Source organism: Corynebacterium sp. ZY180755 (genome assembly GCF_054331495.1).
The window spans coordinates 2357664-2378268 of record NZ_CM135811.1; the positions used below are offsets into that span (position 1 = coordinate 2357664).

The following is a 20605-nucleotide window of genomic DNA, read 5'->3' on the forward strand; positions in this document are numbered from 1 at the left end:
CTTGCCCACGCCACAAATGCGACTCAACCCGCTCGTCATCTACACGAGCGCGCTGATTGTGGTGCTTCTGTGGCCTTTTTTCCTACCTGGTTTTCTTGGCCTCAGGGACATGGTCATTCTTGATCATCCCGCGCTCACCGAATACGCATTTGGGTTGGGAGACACCCCGGCGCGCAATGCCCCACAAGACGGCTTTTTAGCGCTCATTGGAACGATCCTCCCCGCCGGCTGGGTTGCCCGCGCGCTCATCCTCGGCTCTGCCGCGTTGGGTGCCTATCTTTCCACCCTATGGGTGACAACAGCTGATAATCACCTATGGCGAAAAGCCGCCGCGATCACGCTGACGCTGTGGAACCCATTTGTCATAGAAAGGCTTCTCCAAGGCCACTGGTCATTGGTCATAGCAGCGTGGCTGCTGCCAGGAATTGCAGTTGTACACCGAACCTCTAGCAAGGCAGCACTCGTTGCTCTCTGTTCCCTCACCCCCACCGGACTCATTCTCGGGCTCATCACCGCGCTGTGGACGAGCTCCCGGCACTGGCGCCATTACAGCTACCTGTGTATCACTGGCGGGTTGTTGTCTTTACCATGGCTGGTCCCCAGCGTGCTGAATCCACCACTGACCTATGGCACAGATGTGTTTGTCGCCCGCGCAGAAGAACACGTAGGCACAATTGGTGCTCTTCTAGGCCTTGGCGGGATCTGGAATGAAGCAGCCATACCGGAATCGAGGCACACTGGTTTCGCCCTTTTTGGAGTTGTGCTTTTCTGCATACTGCTTACATGGATGCCTAGGCGGGAGTCAGTACTCGCCGCCTTGGGTCTCATCAGCTGCGTTTTCATGACATTCGGCCCCGTGGAATGGGTGACCTCTCATGTTCCGGGGACCGCGATGTTCCGCGACAGCCAGAAGCTCATCGTTTTGATGCTGCCTGCCCTGGTCGCTGCTGCATCACGAATAGGGGCCTCGCGCTCACCGTCAGAAACTAGTAAGAGCACATTCCTGCCAGCGCTAGTAATTTCCCTCGCTATCATGCAAGCACCCGACGCTCCTCTCGCCATGGGTGCACTCACCCCGCACACAACTGTGATCCCGTGGCGGCAGCTCGAGGGAACCACCCTCAATGCTGACTCCACTGGCCTCGTTGTTTACAACGACACTGTCATGGTTGATCCGTGGGCGAAAGCGACAGACACAATAGCAGGCGGTGAGCTACGCGTAGACGGTGAGACTGTGGACCCTGCGTCTGATGCTTACAACAGTGCACTTAAAGCGTGGGAAAACAATGACCTAGACGCCTTAACGGGCTTAGGTATTAGTGGTGTGATATCCCATGGCGAGTATCACTACTTGAAGCCCGGAAACGACTCGAAGTCTGCTCACTGGTGGCTAGGCCTTAGCCTTACCCTAATCTGGATTACTCAATGCCTTTTCTTGGCCGTTCAAGCACTCCGCAGCGCCAGACGCACTACCTCTTAGCGATATCCACCAAGAGATTCTCGAACTGCTCTCCGGTCTCTTCCCAAGAATACTGACGCGCATGGGCTCTCGCGGCAGCCCCTAAGGCCGAACGGAGCTCATCATCCTGCAAAAGGGTTTCTAACGCTGCACCAAGTTCGCGTTTATTAGCTACTAGGAGGCCAGTCTCCCCATCCATCACTGAATCCTGAAGTCCTCCAGAAGAAGCGTATCCGATAGTTGGTACGCCATGGACGCCAGCCTCGATCACAGCCAAGCCCCAGCCTTCTTTTCTTGATGGCATTAAGTGAACGTCCGCGCGATTAAGCAACGCATGCTTGTGGTCTTCGGCCACTTGGCCATGGAAAACAACGAGGTCATCAACACCATGCGCGATCGCATACTCTCGAAGGTTCTCTTCCCACCAGCCGGAGCCAACAACGTCCAGCACCACCCGGCGCCCAGCAATTTTCCCCTTAGCTTGTGCGATCTCCTTCACCACGTCAATGGCATGTTCAATCTGCTTGTGGGGAACCAACCGAGACAACGTGACCACATGAAAATCATCGTCGGGGCTGACGAACGGCAACACGGCAGGTGTTGGATCGACGCCGTTACGAATAATGGCGATATCTTTTTCATCCACGCCAAGCGCAACCAACTCAGACTTACTTGGTTGAGAAACAGTGACATACTGAGAGCCCCTGTACACGCGCGGCGACAGCGTTGACTCAATGAACCAACCGACCTTGGATAGCAGGAAACCTGCCACTGGCCATTGTTCTTTATGACAGTGGTGAGTCAGCAACACCGTTGGCTTAGCCGCAAACCATCGAGCGAAAAATGGAATTCCGTTTTGAGTGTCTACAACTACATCCACATTGCGCGCGGGTCCGATTCCTAAACGGCCCATCAACATTGTTACAGCTGCCGCAGGGTAAACACCAAACTTCCCGCCCCTGCGAACATATGTAACGCCAGATCGAGAACTTCTCTTCGGCGCGTCGGTGTGCTTGGCGGCTTGGAAAACCACCTCATGCCCATTACGAACCAAGTGTTCTGCAACTCTTTCGAGGTAGCGTTCACTACCACCGCCCTGCGGGTGGGTGGTATCGCGCCAACACAGCAATAGGATCTTCATCTAAGCTTCCAGAGTACTTACCAGCGGTATGGCAGTTCAATTCACTGGCAATAGCCACCGGCTACTGACTAGGTATCGGCAAAATGTCGATCCTATTTCTCACAGAGTTACTGATTAGACTTGCCAACTATGTCGAAGCTGCCACTCACGAGAAATCATGCCACCTTCCGCCGTAGCCAAGCCCTTCTTCGCAGTTTCACGTACGAGCAATCAGCACCCGAAAAATTCTACGGACCACTAGCGTATGACACGAGGGTCCTCATCGAATCCTTAAGCCAGGACATCAATAAACGTACGCTTAACGGCTTGAAGGTTCTTGACATCGGCGGAGGCCCAGGTTACTTCGCAACAGAATTCGATTCAGTGGGAGCAAGCTATTTCAGCGTTGAACCAGACGTAGGCGAAATGAGCGCTGCGGGCATTCAAGTAGCCAACAGTCTCCGAGGCGATGGCATGGAGTTACCTATCGCTGACAACTCAGTGGATGTCGCCTATTCATCTAACGTGGCAGAACACATTCCAGACCCATGGAAAATGGGTGATGAAATGTTACGTGTAACAAAACCAGGCGGCCTCGTGGTCTTGAGTTACACCATTTGGCTTGGCCCGTTTGGAGGGCATGAAACCGGCCTGTGGGAACACTACGTTGGCGGAGGATTCGCTCGGGACCGCTATACCGCCAAGCACGGTCACGAACCCAAGAACGTGTTCGGCACGTCGCTTTTTAACGTTTCATGTTCAGACGGAGTGGCGTGGGCGCGTTCCCTTAACCCGAATCTTGCCACTGTGGAAGCGCTTTTTCCTCGTTACCATCCGCACTGGGCGTGGTGGATGGTGAAGATCCCTCTCCTGCGAGAATTCCTCGTAAGCAACCTCGTTATTGTCGTGCGCAAGCGTTGATCATCCAGAAGTAAAGGCGGGGTGCCCTGTTTTAACAGGGCACCCCGCCTTGTGGAAGATGCTTACTCTACAGCGACTAATCCTTAGAGAGCGGACTCAATACGCTGGCGCATCTTGGCCATTTCCTCATGGAGCTCGGTTGGAACGCGATCGCCGAGGAACTTCAGGTACTCCTCAGAATCCTGCAGATCGGCAGCCCACTTAGCAGCAGGTGCGGTCAGTGCCTCCTTGACGTCCTCTACTGGCTCGGTCAGGCCCTCCAGGTCCAAATCCTCAGCGCGAGCCGTGTAGCCAACAACGGTCTCGTCAGCTCCGACGTTGCCCTCAATGCGGTCAACGATCCACTTCAGAACGCGAGAGTTGTCACCAAAGCCTGGCCACAGGAAGCGGCCGTCATCACCACGACGGAACCAGTTGACCAAGAAGATAGCTGGCATCTTGTCGCCACCCTTCTTGCCCATCTCAACCCAGTGTGCCAAGTAGTCACCAGCGTTGTAACCGATGAACGGCAGCATTGCCATTGGGTCATGGCGCAGAGCACCAACCTGGCCCTCTGCAGCAGCGGTCTGGCCGGAGGACAGCAGGGAACCAATCAGAGTACCGTGGTTCCAGTCCAGGGTCTGGGTTACCAGTGGCACGGTGTCTGGGCGACGTCCACCAAACAGGAATGCGTCAACCTTAACGCCCTTCCAGTCATCGTACTCAGGTGCAGCGGTAGGGCACTGTGCAATTGGCACGCAGTAACGAGAGTTAGGGTGAGCGGCGTCAGAGCCGGACTCAGGGGTCCAGTCCCTGCCCAACCAGTCAATGAGGTGCTCAGGAGTGTCACCGTCCATGCCCTCCCACCAGACGTCTCCGTCATCAGTGAGTGCAACGTTGGTGAACAGGGTGTTACCTGGCTCCATGGTCTTCATTGCAATTGGGTTGGAGGCGTAGTTGGTGCCTGGGGCAACGCCGAAGAAACCATTCTCAGGGTTGACAGCGTAGAGGCCGTCCTCGCGCAGGTGCAGCCATGCGATATCGTCACCAACAACCTCACACTTCCAGCCAGGGATGGTTGGAGTGAGCATAGCCAAGTTGGTCTTGCCACAAGCGGATGGGAATGCCGCAGTCATGTGGTAGACCTTGCCCTCTGGGTTAGTCAGCTTCAGGATGAGCATGTGCTCTGCCATCCAGCCCTCTTCCTTAGCCATGACAGAAGCGATACGCAGCGCGTAGCACTTCTTAGCAAGGATTGCGTTTCCGCCGTAGCCGGAACCGTAGGACCAAATTTCCTTGGTCTCTGGGAAGTGGGTGATGTACTTGGTGTCATTGCAAGGCCATGCAACGTCCTCTTCGCCCTCTTCCAGAGGCGCACCAACAGAGTGCAACGCGTGGACGAAGTCGCCGTCCTTACCGATCTTGTCCAGAGCCTCCTGGCCCATACGAGTCATGATGCCCATGGAGAGAACAACGTACGCGGAGTCAGTCAGCTGAATGCCCAGCTTTGGCTCTGGGTCATTAATAGGACCCATGCAGAAAGGAACGACGTACATGGTGCGGCCCTTCATAGAGCCACGGAATGCCTCGGTCATCTCTTCCTTCATCTTGACAGGATCAGCCCAGTTGTTTGTTGGGCCGGCATCCTCTTCCTTCTCGGAACAGATGAAAGTACGGGACTCCACACGAGCGACATCGGATGGGTTGGAGCGAGCGAGGTAGCTGTTAGGGCGCTTTTCCTCGTTCAGCTTGATCAGAGTGCCCGCGTCAACGAGCTCTTGGGTAAGGCGCTCGCGCTCTTCCTCAGAGCCGTCAATGAAAACGACCTTATCTGGCTGAAAGAGCTCTACGTTCTCAGCGATCCAGCCCAGCAGTGCCTTGTTCTCGGTTGGGGCTTCGCCAACGAGTCCCTTGATCTCGGTAGACATCGATTCTCCTGACATTTGTTGCACGTGTCTATTGTCTTCTTTCCACCAAACAGCGTATTGGAATAAGGCCGGTCATAACGGGCACTTTTTGAGATTCTCAACACAAAAACGCCCGACCTGCGATTACCCCCTGACATTCCCACGCCCACACGGGGGTATACAGCCACCAAATGTGGGTTCACACCCGATTAAGGGGGCAATGTCCTACGTCGTTTAAGTACACAACATTAAGCACAGCTCTTTCACTCTTTTGAGTGTTGAATGAGTCACTTTTCGCCTTTTTACTGGAGAAACAACAAATTCATCCCCAACAAAGGGTATTGCCACATTTGTTAAAGATTGGGGGTAGCCCGTCCGTACTTATTAAACCCACCTCATTCGTAAGCACCACCCGCGCCACCGCTAATACTGCTAATTTTCAAACGCTAAGAAATGAGGAAGGCACGTGCCCTCACTCACGGTGGCGTCAAAGTGGACCACTATCCCCATCTGTCACACAAGTAACTCTCACCCCATATTGAACAAAAGGGTATATAGAAGGCAGAATAGACCGGATGGATAATACTGATTTTTCTCAAAAGAACTCGGGCGTCGGTGACCTGCCATCCGGCCGCCCACTACAAACTGATTTCAACAAAGAATTCAACAACGACCTTGACTACCCACGCCTTGGAACCGTGAGCTTCCGTCGTGGCACCCTCACCGACAACCAAGAAGCCATGTGGAACGAGAACTGGCCTTGGATGGGCAAGGTGCTATCTGACGAGAAGATTGATGTTGAGGACTGGTTTGGAAGGACTGGCGCCAAGACCATCCTGGAAATCGGATCCGGTACCGGCACCTCTACCGCCGCGATGGCACCTCTTGAGGCTGACACGAACATTATCGCGGTCGAGCTGTACAAGCCCGGTCTGGCAAAACTCATGGGCGCTGCCGTACGTGGAGATATCAACAACATTCGTATGATCCGTGGCGATGGCGTTGAAGTCCTTACCCGCATGTTCGATGAAGGCTCACTTGATGGAGTCCGAATCTTCTTCCCTGACCCATGGCCTAAAGCCCGCCACAATAAGCGCCGCATTGTGCAGTCAGGTGTACTCAACCTCATTGCAACTCGCCTCAAGCCAGGTGGGGTACTCCACGTAGCTACCGACCACGCTGACTATGCCGAGTGGATCAAAGAGCTGGTCCACGTCGAACCACTCCTTGAATACATGGGCTGGCCATGGGAGGACTGCCCACAGTTGGTGGATCGCCAAGTAATCACCAAATTCGAAGGCAAAGGCCTGGAGAAGGACCACACCATTAACGAGTTCCTATGGAGGCGCAAGTGAGTAACCCCAATACTTCAGATCACCGCTCATCTGACCTGTTGATCACTGATGAACTGTTGCTTGTTTGGGACGCACCAAACCTTGACATGGGCTTGGGCTCCATCCTAGGCTCGCGCCCTTCCACCGCATATCGCCCACGCTTTGATGCAGTAGGACGTTGGCTTCTCGCAAAGTCTGGCGAGCTTGCCCATGACATTGGTAAGCACATTGAAGCTGAAGCAACCGTGTTCTGCAACGTAACTCCAGGCGGCGCAGAGAATGTCCGGCCATGGGTTGAAGCTCTGCGAAACATCGGTTTCGCTGTCTTTGCCAAGCCAAAGACCACCGAGGATTCAGACGTGGATCCTGACATGCTGGCCCACATCAAACGTCGTCATGAAGAAGGAATTCTTCGTGGCGTAGTGGTGGCGTCCGCCGACGGCCAGAACTTTAAGGAAACCCTCGACGATCTCGCTGACAGCGGTGTTTCCGTAACCGTGGTCGGTTTCCATGAGCACGCAAGCTGGGCGGTCACTGATGATCGCATTAAGTTTGTTGACCTAGAGGAAATCCCCGGCGTATTCCGTGAACCACTTCCTCGCGTTAATCTTGACGCTCTCCCAGATGAGGGCGCTTGGCTTCAGCCGTTCCGTCCGCTGTCCGCACTACTTTCCAAGTCCTCATAGGAGTTCACTATGTTCTCCACATGGGGAGATCTTGCTTATAAGTACCGCAAAGTGGTGCCGCTGATCATCATCGCGGCGATCCTGATGTTGTTTGGGCTCTTCGGCACCAAACTGGGCGAACGCATGAGCCAAGAGGGTTGGGACGATCCAGCATCGTCCTCCACCGCTGCTGCAAAAATCGAACAAGATACTTTCGGGCGAGACAACTCCGGCGATGTCATTCTCTTGTTCACGGATCCTCAAGGCATCAGCCAGTCTGCGCAGTTTGATTCCATCAAAAAGTACTTAAGTGACCTGAAGGAAAAGAACCCAGAGCAAATCGAAGGCGTAATTAGTTACTTTGATATGCGCAATCCTCAACTTGTCAGCGAGGACGGTACTACAGCTTTTGCCGCAGTCTCACTGGCCGGCGACGGGGAACAAACTCTCAAAGATTTCCGCAGCATCCAGCCACAACTAAGCCCTGAATTTGATGGGGTTGACGTTGATGTTGCAGGAGCAACTGCCGTTGCAGACGCCCTAGACGCAGGCATGGCAAATGACATTCTCCGTGCGGAGGTTGTCGCATTGCCCGTTGTTGGTTTGCTCTTGCTTGTTGTATTCGGATCCGTCGTAGCCGCATTCATGCCACTCATCGTGGGCGGGCTATCGGTCCTCGGCTCCTTGGGTATCTTGGCAATCTTGGCAGACGTCACTCAGGTCAACGTGTTTGCACAATCTGTGGTCACCCTACTGGGACTTGGCTTGGCCATTGACTACGGATTGTTCATGGTTTCACGCTTCCGTGAAGAAATGGATCTCGGAAAAGACACCCCCACGGCGGTCAAAGTCACCGTAGCCACAGCCGGCAAGACTGTAGTGTTCTCGGCGGCAATGGTAGCGGTTGCGCTATCTGGTCTTTTCCTATTCCCGCAAGCCTTCCTGAAATCGGTCGCCTATGGCGCAATTTCTGCTGTCGGGTTGGCAGCCATTTTGTCCATCACGGTCCTGCCAGCATTGTTCGGAATCTTGGGTAAGAACATTGATAAGTTCACTGTGCGGAAGACGTCTCGCGTTGGGCGACGAACAGAAGACACCTGGTGGTACCGCGTAGCTCAGTGGTCAATGAAGCGTTCGCGCATGGTGACCGTCGGTCTCGTGGCCGCCCTTCTTGCTCTTACTATTCCTCTTGCCGGCGTGAAATTTGGTGGCCTCAATGAGACCTACCTACCGCCAAATAATGAGGTCCGCCAAGCCCAGAATGTCTTCGACGAAAACTTCCCGCAGTTCAGGACGGAACCCATCAAGCTCGTCGTAGCCAACGCCACCAACGAGCAACTCGCGCAGGTATTTCAACAGGCCAATAGCGTTCAGGGCCTCACCAGCCGATTTGAGGTGTCTAATTCTAACCAGGAGGGCACCACGGTACTCTCTGCTGGTATTGCAGAACGAAAGGACAACGAAGCCGTAGTTGAGCAGCTACGGGCTATCGAAGCACCTGAAGGTGTTGATCTCTACATCGGTGGCACTCCTGCCCTCGAGGTGGAATCCATTGAGGCACTGTTCGAGAAGTTGCCTTGGATGGCTCTGTACGTTGTTGTAGCAACGTTCCTCTTGATGAGCTTGGTGTTTGGATCCATGATCCTTCCTGCCAAGGCAGTGATCATGACCGTTCTTGGTATGGGAGCTACGCTTGGCATCCTGACACTCATGTTCGTGGATGGCATTAGTGCAGATTTCTTCAACTTCTCCCCTGGCCCACTCATGAGCCCAGTACTCGTTCTCATCATGGCGATTGTCTATGGACTAAGTACTGACTATGAAGTATTCCTTCTCTCTCGCATGGTAGAAGCTAGAGAGAACGGGGAATCCACGGATGAAGCGATCAAATACGGAACCTCCCACACTGGTGGCATTATCACCGCAGCAGCGTTGATCATGATCGTGGTCTGTGGCGCTTTCGGTTTCTCTGAAATTGTCATGATGAAGTACATCGCTTTCGGCATGATCTTCGCCCTCATCTTTGATGCGACCATCATTCGAATGATGCTTGTGCCAGCAGTAATGCACCTTCTCAAAGAAGACAACTGGTGGGCACCGAAGTGGGTGAAACGCGCAAGCCAGTTGCTCGGACATAACAACACCCAGGAGCACAGTTCCCATACTTCTGAATTGGGAAACAGCGGCTCCAGTGAGCAAGTCCCAGCTCTTGTTGGTGCGGACGAGGTACGCGTAGCGGAAGAATCTCCATCCCCGGTTGCTGAAGAATCAGGAAGGCATACCCTCCTAGACGAGCCAGTGACTGCCACAGACTCATCACTAAATCAGATTGATGCCGATGAATCGCTCGAGCCGGAAGGACCTTCTCGAGGCGGGAGAGTAGCGTCAGAGGATAACGAATTAGTTCCGTTCAGTGAGCTGATTCAGAAGCTTAGGCAAGAGAAGGATTCATAGCCTTCACAACAGCACCGAGGAAAGAATGGCATTTTTCAAAAACAAATGGGTGAGGTTCCTTGGACCTCTGGCAATCTTGGCGATTGCGGCCTTCCTGTTGCGAGACAAAATGCCCTTCCTCGCCGAAGGCTACAAGGAAGTTCTCCGAGCCAACAATACGGGCCTTATTCTGGCTGTCATCTCCGTCATTGCTTCCATGGCCGCAATGGCGTTGGTCATGAAGCTGTTGCTGTCTGCTGGCGGGGATAGAGTTCCTTTTCTCAAAACACTGGAACTAACGTTTATTGCCAATTCCTGGTCATCCACATTCCCCGGCGGCGCGGCCATTTCCACGGTCTACCAGTTTCAGACGATTCGTCATTGGGGCGTTAACCTACTCATCGCCTCATGGTTTATTGCGGTCTCCGGTGCGTTATCAACGGTGTGGTTGATTGCTTTGGGGCTTGTAGCGATCTTTTTCCTAGGGGCTGAATTTTCTGTAGCACCGTTGATTGGCACCGCCATCATAACGATTGCTCTCGCCGCTGCCGTGTATTGGGCTACTCAGAATCCTAAGAAGACTAACGCACTTGTTTCACAAGTACTCCGGGGAATCAATAAGCTACTCCGCAGGGATCCAGAGAAAAATGTCGCCCAGGTCCGTGAGCAGATTCTCCAGTTAGATGCTGTTCATCTCAGTCTCGGAAAGTTCAGCGTCGTATCCCTACTATCCCTGATGAACTGGCTATTCGATATTTTGGCGTTGTGGTTTTGCGTTTGGGCAGTCACGGGCACCGTCCCTGGTCTGGAAAGGGTTGGCGAGATACCAGGCGTCCTCGGAATCACACTCGCATTCGTTACTGCGAAGATCGTGGGAACAGCTCAAGTGACCCCAGCCGGAATTGGGCCAGTGGAAGCAGCCATGACTGCCTCGCTGGTAGCAGTGGGACTGCCTGCTTCTTCCGCGTTCGGCACGGTGTTTGTGTACCGAATTCTTTCCTTCGCCCTCATCACCATTATTGGCTGGGTCCTGTACTTCATTTCGGTTTCTCGAGGCGGCAATAGAGCTGGCGTAGTGGCCGAAAATGCGCAAAACCATCCCGAGTAAAAGCCCGCGGAACTAAGCTAACAAGAGTCTAGATCAAGGAGAATCAATGAAGTTTTTCGCTTTTGACATCATCGCCGTTTTTGTTTTCGCGGTCCTCGCGCGAATGGCACACGGAGGCCTCGGTTTCTTGCACATCCTCGATACGTTTTGGCCATTCGCCATTGGCACGCTCATCGCGTGGCTATTCATTCGCAACCGAGTAGCTAACGCTTATGGTAGCGCCGCGGTAGTGTGGGTGACCACGGTGATCTGCGGACTTGGTATCTGGGCAATCCGTCATGATGAATTCCCGCACTGGTCCTTCATCATGGTGGCAAGCGTCATGAGTGCCCTTCTGCTCTTTGGATGGCGTTGGATCTACAACAAGGTGGCCAACAAATCTCAAGCCCCTGCTTAAGAATGAACCGGCCCCTTTCCTCACCTCGCAAGGTGGGAAAGGGGCTGTTTTGCTGTACGGATGTCTGAGTAACACGTTGGAAGAATCAACGTCCTAGACTGGAGTGCATGTCACAATCAACCATCAGTCTGAAACTTGCTCAAACGCGAAGCCAAGAGCTTCACATCGATAGCACCTCGCTCACCCTTGACCTCTCCCAAGCCGCAACCGCCGCAACCTACCCTGTTGTGGCTGAGCACGTCCTCTCCACAACCAACAGCAAATTGGTCTTGGACTATCTTGGTGAAGAAATTAGCTCAGTCACGATTGACGGGGAGAATACAGATTTCGAGTTTGATGGCTCAACGCTGACGGTTGCCGATGCGCCAACTGATACTGCCTTTACCCTGTCGGTTGCGGGAGTCTCCCGCTTTTCCCGAACCGGCCAGGGCTTGCATCGTTTTACCGATCCTAGTGATGAAGAAACTTACCTTTACTCCCACCTAGAGCCGTCGGATGCCCGCCGTATCTTCCCGTGTTTTGACCAGCCCGACCTTAAAACCACCTACTCCGTAACTATGGTGGTCCCTTCAGGATGGCAGGCTTTAACAAATCAACCAGAAGTTGATCGAGCAGAAACAGACGGGGGCAACGTCAAGGTCGTCTTTGCCCCTACTCCACTGCTTTCCAGCTACCTCACTAGTTTTGCAGCAGGACCGTACGTGGGTGTGCAGGATTCATGGACGTCATCGGCCGGCCAGGTGGTCGACCTAGGCGTGTGGACCCGCAAATCCATGGCCCAATACGTCGACGCAGAGATCATGGAGATTACAAAACAGGGCTTGAGCTTCTTCGATGATGCCTATGACTTCCCATATCCATGGGGTAAGTATGATTCGATCTTTGTACCGGAATACAATCTCGGCGCAATGGAAAACCCCGGCCTCGTTACTTTTACAGAGAAGTACATTTTCAGGTCCCCAGCAGCCAGAAATCAGCACGCTGCCCGCACCAATACCATCTTGCATGAGATGAGCCACATGTGGTTCGGTGACTTGGTGACCCCTCAGTGGTGGGATGACCTGTGGCTGAAGGAATCCTTTGCTGAGTTTATGGGCGCCGATTCCTCCGTGAGTGCCACGGAATACAAAGAAGCCTGGGTTAATTTCGCCGGAAATCGAAAGAACTGGGCGTACGTTCAAGATCAACTTCCTACCACGCACCCCATTAAGGCTGACATTCCTGATGTGGATGCGGCACGACAGAACTTCGACGGCATTACATATGCTAAGGGTGCGGCTGTGCTGAAGCAGTTGGTGCATTTTGTTGGCCGAGAGAATTTCTACGCAGCCGCTCGTGAATATTTCAAAGCACACGCTTTTTCTTCAGCAACCTTCGACGATCTCCTAGCAGCCCTCAAAAACCACACCGATCAGGATCTGGATCAGTGGGCTAAGCGCTGGCTGCGCACAACAGGCCCTGATCTCCTTCAGCCGGTCATGGTGATCGAAGACGATAAACTCGTTTCCCTAAGCATTAAGCATGCAGCGGACGCCGTCACCCGCCCACACCGCATTGACGTTTCGCTATTCCGCACAACTTCCACTGGCTCGCTGGAGAAGTTCCACAGCCTAGACGTGACAATTCCGGCTGATTCAGCTGATGGGCTCCATGTGGTTGAGGAAGCTGCTGGCTTGGACGCCCCAGCGCTGGTAGTCCTGAACGATAATGATCACACGTACGCGAAGGTCAGTTTCGATGAGGTATCTCTTGCTACGATCCGTGGCAACTTGTCCCAGATTCCAGATGAGATTACTCGCGCCGTAGTGTGGACGTCCCTGTGGAATATGACCCGAGACGCCAAGCTCGACGCCGCTGACTATGTCCGCCTTGTGCTGGCGCATGGAGCAGCTGAAAGCAATTCCACCCTTCTGACTCAGGTATTCGCCAACGCTTTGTTCGCTGCGCGCAATTACGTTCCTGCCGATCAGGCGGACAAGGTTCAGGCTCAGTTAGCAGACGGTATTTGGTATCTCCTGGCTGACACTGACCTAGCGGTGCCTGGCTCAGATACCCAACTGGTCCTGACCCGCGCAGCAATCGCGGCTCTTGCCAGCACCCCAGATTCTGACGCCGGAAGCCGCTTACGCCAGATCCTCGATGGACGCGTGGAAGGGCTCGAGCTCTCCCCAGATCTACGCTGGCAGATCATCTCAGCACTTGTTGCACGAGGCGAGACCTCTCAGATTGAAGTAGAAGCAGAGCAACAGCTGGACAATACTTTGACTGGCGCTGTTGCGTTCTTAGGAGCAAGCCATGCGTGGCCTGTCGCTGAGGCAAAGGAAGCGATCTTCGCTCAAGTTCAAGAGCCCGGTAAGTACTCCAACGATGAGGTGGATGCGCTGCTTGATGCTTTTAATGCTCCTCGATCTGCGGAGCTGCGGAAACCTTTCAGGGAGCCGTATTTTGAGGCACTGAAGTCAATGTGGGACAACCATCCTATCGAGATCGCCAACAGGCTCGTACGGGGACTGTACCCATCTACCCCAGAAACCATCCAGCTCACGGACGAAGTGTTATCGCAGGACATCCCTGGGGCGCTTCGCAGGGTCCTGCTCGAATGCCAGGATCAGCTCCGCCGCGAGCTCCTGTGTCGCGGTGAAATCTAACACGTAAACAAAGGCCTGTTTAGATGCATTGGGTATGCACCTAAACAGGCCTTTTAAGTGTTTTTTACATCGGTGGAATTGGATGCTTCTTATCTACGGTTTCCACCTGCTTGGTCTCTAGCTGGCGGAACGCCTGGCGGAGCATCAGACGAGTCTGATTCGGCTCGATGATCGCGTCCAAGTAGCCGCGTTCTGCTGCCACATAAGGGCTGGTCATGTTCTCATCGTAGAAGTCCATGAATACCTTCTTCATGTACTCACGTTGAGTTGGGTCCTCAATTTGGGCAAGCTGCTTGCCCTGAATCATAACCACTGCAGCAGCCGCACCCATTACCGCAATTTGGGCGGTTGGCCATGCAAGATTGATGTCTCCAGATAGGTTCTTAGAACCCATGACGGCGTAGGCGCCGCCGTAAGCTTTACGAACAATCAACGTCACCTTTGGAACTGTAGCCTGTACCAAGGCGAAGGCCAGCTTCGCGCCACGGTGAATCAGACCAACCTTCTCCTGCTCAACACCAGGGAGATAACCCGGCGTATCCACCACGAACAACAGCGGAATGTTGTAGGCATCGCAGATATTGATGAAACGCGCTGCCTTGTCGGCTGCGTCCGCGTCAATACATCCGGCGTATTCGAGTGGTTGGTTGGCAACAACACCCACGGACTTGCCATCTACGCGTGCGAAACCGGTGATGATGTTGGATGCGTAACCTTCTTGGATTTCAAGGAAATCATCCTCATCGAAGAGCTTCGCCAGAAGGTCTTTCATGTCATAGCCGGCGTTGGAGTCATCTGGGATAAATGAATCAAGCTCAACGGCATTGGCAACCTCTTCGTCGGAAGGGGCCGCATATTCCGGGTTCGGATCATTACAGGTCAAAGGAAGATGATCCAAAAGATCGTGGACGTAGTTAAACGCATCATCCTCATCCTTGGCTACGTAAGAGACGTTGCCGTTCTTCTCCTGCTGGCGGGCACCACCGAGCTCCGCTGAGGTAATTTGCTCGCCGGTAACCTCTTTAATCACTGCAGGGCCAGTGACGTACATCTCGGCCTCGCCATCAACAGCGACAACGAAGTCTGTTGTCACAGGAGCATAAACTGCACCGCCTGCGGATTTACCCATCATGATGGAGATCTGCGGGCTACGTCCAGACAGCGGCAGCTGGCGGCGTGCAATCTCTGAGTACATAGCCAAGGAGGTCACGGCGTCTTGGATGCGGGCACCACCAGAATCCTGAATACCAATGACAGGGCAACCGATCTTGATGGCCATTTCCATGACCTCAACGACCTTGCGCCCGAAGGTTTCACCCACCGAGCCGCCGTAGACGGTCTTGTCATGCGCGTATACCGCGACAGGACGGCCATCAATGCGACCGTAGCCAGTGACTACGCCATCAGAGTACGGAGCGTCTTTCTCGTCTGGTGTGCGGCCAAGTGCGCCGATTTCCACGAAGGAACCAGCATCAAGGAGCCTGTGAATACGTTGGCGGGGGGTTGATCGTCCTGCTTCATCACGCTTTGCCCGGGCACGTTCACTTCCAGGGTCTTGCGCCTTTTCCAGACGTGCGCGGAGATCCGCCAACTTCTCGGCGGTGGTGGAATTGGAACTCACCTTTTAACCTCTTCCGCTCTGCTTGATTTTTTTCATTCACTTACAAAGTTTAAAGGGTTCTGTCTGCCCCCTGTGGGACAGACAGCACCCTAAAGCAAATCTCTTAGAGACTGCTAGTTTCCGGAAATTGTTGCAATACGCTGTGAAAGCGCATGTCCAACTTTTCCAATCTCTGGCTCATCTACCACCGCGAGGTGGTCACCCGTGAGCTGAATAATCTCCAACTCATCTACGATAGCCGACCAACCGCCATCCGGAGCAATATCGGCGTACGTAGGCTCAAGTTCGATGGCGCCATCGTGCATGCGTTCAGCGCGGAAAAGCATGACGGGCACGTCTACCTCGGCCCAACGCCCCATATCCATCGTGTCTAGGATGCGATTATCCACGAAGGAAGCTCGCTGGTGCTCCAGCACACCAGCGCTGAGGCCGTGCTCTGACGCGTCAGTGTTAGCGAGGAAATCCGCCATCATGGCCAGGAGTGCATCTTCTCCGGCTGTCTCCAACAGCTCGTACGGAACTGGGAAGTCCAAGCCGTACGTCTTCTTGGCAAAGCTGGAGTAACGCTCCCACCGCTTCTTCGTTTCATCCAGCGTATTAGGGGCAGGATTGCGCGGGGATACCGTATCTAGCAGTGCGATCGTTGCAATTTCCACGCCGCTTCCCTTGAGCTGGTGCGCTACCTCGTAGGCCAATGCGCCGCCAAAACTCCAACCACCAAGGATGACTGGTAATCCTTGGGAGTATTCCTTGATTTCATCCAGGTACTGCTGAGCGCGCTCTTCCAAGGTTCCTTCAAGGCGTTCCACTCCGTACACCGGTACATCCGCTGGCAGACGGCGCATCAGTGGCTGGTAAACCACAGAGGATCCGCCAGCTGGGTGGAACATGAAGACCGCAGGTTTCTTCGATCCTTCTTCTCGGGCTCGGAGGACTCGAATGTTGCCTTCGACTTCCGTTTCTAGGCCCTCACGAACGATGTTTGCGAGCGGCTCCAGAGTTTCTGCTTGCAGTACCTGCTCGACGGATACGTCAATGCCCGCGCGTTCGGCCAAGCGTTTCGCAATCTCATCAGCAGTATCGCGTGAGATCTTGGGAAGCTCGCTGGTTACGCCCGCGGCTGCTTTGCCCGTGATTCCCGCCCACGTGGCAAAAACTAGTCGCTCAGATGCATCACGTGGTGCAACGCCTACGCCTTGCGCTCCAGTGTTTTCTGTATCCTCAGAAGCTTGTTGTGGCTGGGTTTCGGCTGCTTTAGCTGCCGCACTCGCCTCTGCGGGACTCAACGAAGCAATGTTACGGTCTCCCACCATTTGCTCCACTAGGGCAACGGCATCCGCAACAGAAGCATCCCTCAGAGCCTGTACTTGAAGTTCTGGAATTTGGAAGTCATGTTCGATGCGGTTCTTAATGCGCATACCCATCAGAGAATCCAAGCCCAAGTCAATCAAAGGCAGCTCTCGAGGGAGGTCTTCTACGTCATATCCCATCGCTTCTGACACGATGGTTCGCATACGATCCTCCACTGTCTCGCCCGTGGTTGGATCCCACTTGAGCTGCTCGCCAACGATGTCAGTTGGCTCGGAGCTCACCTGTGCTTGGCTCGATGGGTTATCAGCGAATCCAGTTGGAGCAGAAAGTCCTGCCACATTGAGGCTGCTCTTGACGGCCAATCCCTCGGCCACTAGAACGGTGGTTGCGCCAAGAACTCGGTAGATGGCGAGGGACAAGCCACCTGCATTGCGGGAGACAATGGTGGTCAGATCACCTTGAGGTGGGAGCGTGTCATGCTCTTCCACGGCCACGATAGTGGCATCAGGATTGACAGCCAGAACAGCTGCTTCCATCAGTGCCAACGCTGACGGAACCATCTCTGCCTTCGAGGCAAAGGCGGTTGAGCCGTCTGGAAGAACTACCTTCGTCCCTGGTAGATCGGCGGAATTGCCAGAGGATGGACGTGCAGCAGTCCAGTATCGCTGCTTCTTCCATGGAATCGATGGTGCGGCAATGAGTTCGCCAGCTCCCAGAACCTCATCGAAGTTGATGGGTGCACCAGCAACATACATCTTTGTCAAAAGATCGATGATTGAATCCGCAGTTGGGACCTTTCGCTTCAGAGCAAACAGAAGCTGCGCGTCTGGCTTGCCAACAGCAAAAGCGGTGCTCATCATGCCCATCAAAGCAACAGGATTAGGAGCAATTTCAACCAGCATGGTGTGCCCAGCGGCAAAGGCTTGTTCCGTTGCGTCTTGGAACCACACGGAATGACGCGTGCACTTTACAAAGTAGTCAGAGGTATGAACGGTGGAGCCTATTGGGTAGACAACGCCACGGTCAACAGAACTAAAGAGCGGAATGCGAAGCGGCTGTGGTTCGATACCGTCGATCTCAAAGGCTAGTTCGCCGAGGATAGGCTCAAGGGCACTGGTGTGACCTGCACCCTTAACGTTCAGCAGACGTGCAAACTTTTGCTCGGACTCCAGAAGCTCCACAAGCTTGACCACAGCGTCACGCGGACCGCCCACGGTAATCATGCCCGGCGCGGTGTAGACGGCAGGTTCGATTCCGGCGAATTCTGGATTCTCTGCCACGAACTTGTCCAAGTCCTCAACGGAGAATTCCACGACAGCCATCGCGCCAAGTTCGTCCTCCGAGAGGGACTTTTCACCTTCGCCCATGAGCCTGGAACGGTGGCAAGCGATGAGCATTGCGTCCTTGTCGCTCAGGCCACCAGCTGCATAAGCAGCGGCGATCTCACCCATGGACATACCCATTACGGCAGCGGGCTGAGCACCCAAATCTGCGAGGAGGTCAGTCAGAGCAATCTGAATTGCGGTGATCGCAACCTGAGCAGTTTCCGTGTCATAGGTCTTCTCATCGTCCATGACGATGTCCAGGATCGACCAGCCAGACTCGAAGTCCACGATCTGATCCAGCTCTTCAAGTCGCGCACGGAAGCGTGGTGATATTTCAACCAATTCCTTGGCCATCTTGCGGTGCTGAGATCCGAAGCCGGAGTACACAAATACGGGGCCGGTGGTCGATGGGGAATCAGCTGCGGCAATGCCTACGCTGACCTTGCCTTCGGCTACTTGTCGGAGGCGCTTAACCGCCTCTTCAACAGTTCGCGCCGTGACCACGGCGCGCGAACGGCCGTGGTTGCGTCCCGCCAAGGAGCGAGCGATCGGCTTGAGCTCCGCGTCGCTGCGGCCCTCGAGGAAGTCGGCAAGCGACTGCGCAGCTTGACGACGCCGGGACGGCAGCAAACCAGAAACAGGAAGCGCAACAAGGTCACCGGAGTCAAAGGTGGAGAGTTTTGGTTCTGGCTTGTTGTAGTCTTCTGGGTCAAATGCGGTGAGGACTACGTGAGCGTTCGTACCGCCAAAACCAAAGCCGGATACACCTGCGACTTTGCGGCCGGAATACTCAGGCCACTCTCGAGGATCCTCAACAACTTCAATGCGCTCAGCATCAAAATCTACGTAACGGTTAGGCCCTGCGAAGTTAAGGCTTGGTGGGATAGTGTCATTCTTGATTGCCAGAACCGTTTTAATCAGACCCGCGGCACCGGCAGCGGATTCCGTGTGGCCAAAGTTGGTCTTTGCGCTACCCAGCAACGTCGGGTTGTAGGCTTCGCGCCCCTGTCCCAACACGGCACCGATCGCAGTTGCTTCGATCGGATCGCCAAGAATGGTTCCCGTGCCGTGGGCCTCAACGTAATCGACGTCAGTTGGAGAAATACCCGCGTCAATGTAGGCACGCTGCAGGACATCCACCTGCGCATCCGGATTTGGCGCGGTTAGGCCGTTGGAGTGGCCATCCGAGTTCACTGCGGAACCCTTGATGACGGCAAGAATGTTGTCCCCATCTGCAATGGCATCATCAACGCGCTTGAGCACGAGCACGCCAGCACCGTCAGACCGTACGAAGCCATCTGCATCATCGGAGAAAGCATGGATCTTGCCAGTGGGGCTAAATACTCCCAGCTCACCAAAAGCTGTGGAGACGAATGGGGAGGCAAGAATGTTTACGCCACCTGCAATAGCGAGGTCAGCTTCACCGTCGCGCAGTGCGCGCACCGCTTGGTGCGTGCTTACCAGTGATGATGAGCATGCTGTATCAACGTTCACGCTCGGGCCACGGAAATCGAACGCGTAGGAGACACGATTCGCAATGATGGAACTTGCGGTACCGGTAAGTGCATATGGGTGTGATTCCGCTGGGTCCGCTGCAATGAGCATTCCGTAATCATTGTTTGAGGAACCCATGAACACGCCTACCGCTTCACCACGAAGCGTGTTCGGGGCAATATGCGCGTTCTCCAGTGCTTCCCAGGTCAGCTCCAAAATAATGCGCTGCTGAGGGTCAATGTTCACTGCCTCTAGTGGTGACAAGCCGAAAAACTCAGCATCAAAGGAAGAAATGTCCTCTAAGTAGCCACCCGTGTAATTCTGCTCGGCCATCTTGGCCTGCATAGCGTCATCGGAAGCGTATTCACTCCAGCGCCCCAAAGGTGGCTGGCCGATGCCATCGCGTCCTTCAACAAGCATCTGCCACATTTCATCAACGTTGTCAGCACCTGGGTATTTTGCAGCCATGCCCACAACTGCGATGTCATGCGTACCAGGGGTTGCGGCACCGCCACCAGTTATGGTGCGCACCTTCGCGGTAGGACGTGGACCCTTGTCGCCCTCAATGAGGCGCTTAGCGAGCGCGGCGATAGTTGGGTACTCGTAAGCAATCGTGGCATCTAGTTGAGTATCCATCAGACGCTCAAGCTCACCAGACAGGATCACGACATCACGAGAGGACAAACCAAAGGACTGCATTGGTTTGTCATCCGTAATCTCCTCAGCTGGCAAACCAGTGATCTTAATAACCCACTGCCTCAGCCACGTGCGCAGCTGTTCTTCCGTCATTGGAGAACTCCCGTTTGCCTGATTCTCGTTCTGATCCATTACTACGATTTACCTCGCTCTAACTGCGCCGGAGATCCAGCATTCGCCCTAAACA

At 54.2% G+C, this 20605-nt stretch carries 11 protein-coding genes and 2 pseudogenes; 8 read left to right on the forward strand and 5 right to left on the reverse strand.

Going from position 1 to position 20605, the window contains the following annotated elements; all coding sequences use genetic code 11:
- Window position 1: 1 nt before the first annotated feature.
- Window positions 2-1480, forward strand: coding sequence for a hypothetical protein (locus ACXM2N_RS10780; protein ID WP_458488588.1), 1479 nt, complete (start codon window positions 2-4; stop codon window positions 1478-1480).
- On the opposite strand, the gene ACXM2N_RS10785 is transcribed toward ACXM2N_RS10780, so the two are convergent.
- Window positions 1470-2600, reverse strand: a complete 1131-nt coding sequence (locus ACXM2N_RS10785) for a glycosyltransferase family 4 protein (RefSeq protein WP_458488590.1) — start codon at window positions 2598-2600, stop codon at window positions 1470-1472. The genes ACXM2N_RS10780 and ACXM2N_RS10785 overlap by 11 nt on opposite strands.
- A gap of 129 nt (window positions 2601-2729) precedes the next feature.
- Between ACXM2N_RS10785 and ACXM2N_RS10790 the strand changes: the two genes are divergently transcribed.
- Window positions 2730-3500 (forward strand): class I SAM-dependent methyltransferase, encoded by a 771-nt coding sequence (locus tag ACXM2N_RS10790; RefSeq protein WP_458488592.1) that lies wholly within the window; start codon window positions 2730-2732, stop codon window positions 3498-3500.
- Between the two features lie 83 nt (window positions 3501-3583).
- Here the strand turns inward: ACXM2N_RS10790 and ACXM2N_RS10795 are convergent, their stop codons facing one another.
- Complete coding sequence (locus ACXM2N_RS10795) at window positions 3584-5407, reverse strand: phosphoenolpyruvate carboxykinase (GTP) (RefSeq protein WP_458488594.1); 1824 nt, start codon at window positions 5405-5407, stop codon at window positions 3584-3586.
- A gap of 554 nt (window positions 5408-5961) precedes the next feature.
- On the opposite strand from ACXM2N_RS10795, the gene trmB reads away from it, so the two are divergent.
- The 6 genes from trmB (at window position 5962) to pepN (ending at window position 13971) form a co-directional block, all read left to right on the forward strand.
- Entirely contained in the window at window positions 5962-6741 is a 780-nt protein-coding gene (gene trmB / locus ACXM2N_RS10800; protein WP_458488596.1) for a tRNA (guanosine(46)-N7)-methyltransferase TrmB, read from the forward strand.
- Window positions 6726-7406, forward strand: coding sequence for an NYN domain-containing protein (locus ACXM2N_RS10805; protein ID WP_458488598.1), 681 nt, complete (start codon window positions 6726-6728; stop codon window positions 7404-7406). The genes trmB and ACXM2N_RS10805 overlap by 16 nt, the downstream gene beginning before the upstream one ends.
- Before the next feature lie 9 nt (window positions 7407-7415).
- Complete coding sequence (locus tag ACXM2N_RS10810; protein ID WP_458488600.1) at window positions 7416-9839, forward strand: MMPL family transporter; 2424 nt, start codon at window positions 7416-7418, stop codon at window positions 9837-9839.
- A gap of 25 nt (window positions 9840-9864) precedes the next feature.
- Window positions 9865-10926 (forward strand): lysylphosphatidylglycerol synthase transmembrane domain-containing protein, encoded by a 1062-nt coding sequence (locus ACXM2N_RS10815; protein ID WP_458488602.1) that lies wholly within the window; start codon window positions 9865-9867, stop codon window positions 10924-10926.
- Window positions 10927-10972: 46 nt separating this feature from the next.
- Window positions 10973-11323, forward strand: a complete 351-nt coding sequence (locus ACXM2N_RS10820; protein ID WP_458488604.1) for a DUF3054 domain-containing protein — start codon at window positions 10973-10975, stop codon at window positions 11321-11323.
- Window positions 11324-11430: 107 nt separating this feature from the next.
- Window positions 11431-13971, forward strand: a complete 2541-nt coding sequence (pepN, locus tag ACXM2N_RS10825) for an aminopeptidase N (protein WP_458488606.1) — start codon at window positions 11431-11433, stop codon at window positions 13969-13971.
- Between the two features lie 64 nt (window positions 13972-14035).
- Here pepN and ACXM2N_RS10830 read toward each other — a convergent pair whose 3' ends face one another.
- The 3 genes and pseudogenes from ACXM2N_RS10830 to ACXM2N_RS10840 all read right to left on the reverse strand — a co-directional run.
- Window positions 14036-15592, reverse strand: a complete 1557-nt coding sequence (locus tag ACXM2N_RS10830; protein ID WP_458488608.1) for an acyl-CoA carboxylase subunit beta — start codon at window positions 15590-15592, stop codon at window positions 14036-14038.
- Between the two features lie 113 nt (window positions 15593-15705).
- Window positions 15706-16803: pseudogene (locus ACXM2N_RS10835) on the reverse strand (alpha/beta fold hydrolase); the annotation flags it as partial.
- A gap of 81 nt (window positions 16804-16884) precedes the next feature.
- Window positions 16885-20511: pseudogene (locus ACXM2N_RS10840) on the reverse strand (beta-ketoacyl synthase N-terminal-like domain-containing protein); the annotation flags it as partial.
- Window positions 20512-20605 lie beyond the last annotated feature (94 nt).